The sequence below is a fragment of the Microcoleus sp. M2_D5 genome, from assembly GCF_036701935.1.
In the GTDB taxonomy this organism is placed as follows: domain Bacteria; phylum Cyanobacteriota; class Cyanobacteriia; order Cyanobacteriales; family Microcoleaceae; genus Microcoleus.
Map to the genome: position 1 here is coordinate 2,365 of NZ_JAUBRP010000095.1, position 2,279 is coordinate 4,643.

General features: G+C 45.8%; 2 protein-coding genes. One reads left to right on the forward strand and one right to left on the reverse strand.

The window, feature by feature from the left end; translation table 11 throughout:
* The first annotated feature begins 120 nt into the window (after window positions 1-120).
* Window positions 121-957: a metal ABC transporter permease gene (locus tag QUA50_RS26365; protein ID WP_333268075.1), complete on the forward strand. Its 837-nt coding sequence runs from the start codon at window positions 121-123 to the stop codon at window positions 955-957.
* 156 nt (window positions 958-1,113) lie between these two features.
* On the opposite strand, the gene QUA50_RS26370 is transcribed toward QUA50_RS26365, so the two are convergent.
* Window positions 1,114-2,202, reverse strand: a complete 1,089-nt coding sequence (locus QUA50_RS26370; protein ID WP_333268074.1) for a WD40 domain-containing protein — start codon at window positions 2,200-2,202, stop codon at window positions 1,114-1,116.
* Window positions 2,203-2,279: the final 77 nt, after the last annotated feature.

Sequence of the window (2,279 nt, forward strand, 5' to 3'; positions counted from 1 at the left end):
CGTCCCGCCTGTGAAGTGGATTGTGGCACGGGCGTCCCGCCTGTGCAATTGATTGTGGCACGGGCGTCCCGCCTGTGCAATTGATTGTAGTTAAAAAAAACCTATTATTAACCTAATTCAATGTTAAACCTACTAATTGAGCCGCTACAATTCGAGTTCATGCGAAATGCGATCGCCGTCGGCATTTTGCTAGGAATTCTCTGCGCCGTTGTCGGTTCATACCTAATTGTACAGCAAATGGGAATGATGGTTGACATGATTGCCCATTCAGTATTAGCAGGATTGCCCGTAGCTTTTTCTTTAGGTTTCAATATTTCGATCGGTGCGTTTATATCGGGAATTATCAGCGCCGTGATTATGGCGTGGATTCAATCCCAATCGCGCCTAAAAATTGATGCAGTCATGGCATTAATTTTATCGACATTTTTAGCAATTAGCGTCACCTTAATTAGCCTGTTGCGGACAACAAAATTAGACCTTGACGGGTTTTTGTTTGGAAATATCTTGTCAGTTGCACCTGCTGACGTGCAGCAGACTTTTGTCATTACTTTGATTATTTTGGCAACAGTTAAAATGTTTTATAAAGAACTGCTATTTTATACTTTTGACCCCCTGGGGGCGCAAGCGTGCGGTTTGCCTGTAAACTGGATTTATTTGGGGATGATTTCGGCGATTACGCTGACGATTGTTGCGAGTTTGCAAACCGTGGGAGCGCTGTTAGTAATTTCGCTGTTAATCGGGCCGGGAATGACGGCGTATTTGTTGGTAAAAGAGCTACATTTAATGATGGGAGTAGGAGCAATTATTGGGATTATAGCTAGCGTGACTGGTATGTATCTCAGCTATTATTGGAATATGCCGTCTGGTGCGGCAATTGTATTAGTTGTTTTTGGGTTATTTTTAGTAGCTTTGCTGTTCAGTCCCAGTCAAGGGATTTTGACAAGAAAGAGAGGATAACACTCCAGGACGCACTTCGACTCAGAAATGGGGTTTTTTGCTCGATGCAGTCTGCAACGAAGTAGACGCTCGAAAAACCCGGTTTCTCGGCATCCGTGGGTAAGTCCTAAAGTTTTCAATTGTTTATGTTTTGGTCAAACCGGTGCCTGTGCGAACTTAGCGCCCCCCGAAGCCTTTGCCGCGCATAGACTTTGACCAAACCAGCAATTCGCCTCCACAGCCGCCAGCCGCGAGAAACTGGCCTTCGGGATGCCATGCGAGACAGGAAAAACCGCCCTCTGCACCTTTGAGAATTTGCAGCAATTGTTCTGCTTCATACCACAAACAAACTTGACCGTCTGCTGCTGCCGAAGCTAATAAAAATGTGGTAGGTTGAAAGGCGATCGCATTTACCACATTTTCATGCACTTCTAACGCCCAACCTTCCCAACCGACTCTTTCATCAGCGTCTCTTTCCCAGACAGAAATGCCTTGAGAACTCGAAGCAGCTAACAAAGGTGCACCCAAAGAATTAGTTTTACCCGACCAAGCTAACTGCCGAACTTTCCCCGGAAAACCTTGCATTATCCACGGTTGAGAACTGCCCCATTCATTAACAATTAGGGTGTTGTCGATATTGCCGCAAGCTAAATATTGCCCTGACGTATCCCAAGAAATTGCACCTGTTGCAGACGGTACTGACAAGACGTGCGGGTCTTCGTCCCAGTCTTCGCCGTTCCAAACTTTGACGCCTTGATAGCCGCTAACTGCCAGATATTTAACAACAGGATGCCATGCTAAATCGAGGATAGATGATGAGTCGAAATTCAGCGTTACTTCAACAACATCATCATCAGCATTCCAGACTTGAACGCAGCGGCCCATACTGAAAGCTAACTGATTGCAGTTGGGACTCCAAGCTAATTTGTCAACCCAGACGCGCTGGTTATCCAAATCAGCAATTAATTCGCTCGAATCGGCGCGCCAAATTTGCACCCGTCCGTCTTGTCCGCCAGCAGCTAGGAATTGACTGTCGGAGGAAAAAGACAAGCAATCGGCTGATTTACCCGTAGCAGTTTGTAGCGGCTGCAAGGACAATTCATTCATTGCCCCTACAGTCCCTAACATCACTTCGCCCGCAGCGGAACAGACTGCTAAAGTTTTGCCGTCCGGCGACCAAGTAACAGCAGTTACGTAGTCAGACAGCATTTTTTTAGCGTGAAATTGCAGGGTTAGTTCGCTTTTATTTGTCTTTTTGTTACCCATATTTATTGAATCTGAGATGTTGTACTCTTTTTAAGAACGGGCAAGATGCCCGTTCCACAAGAGATGAATTTTCTTGT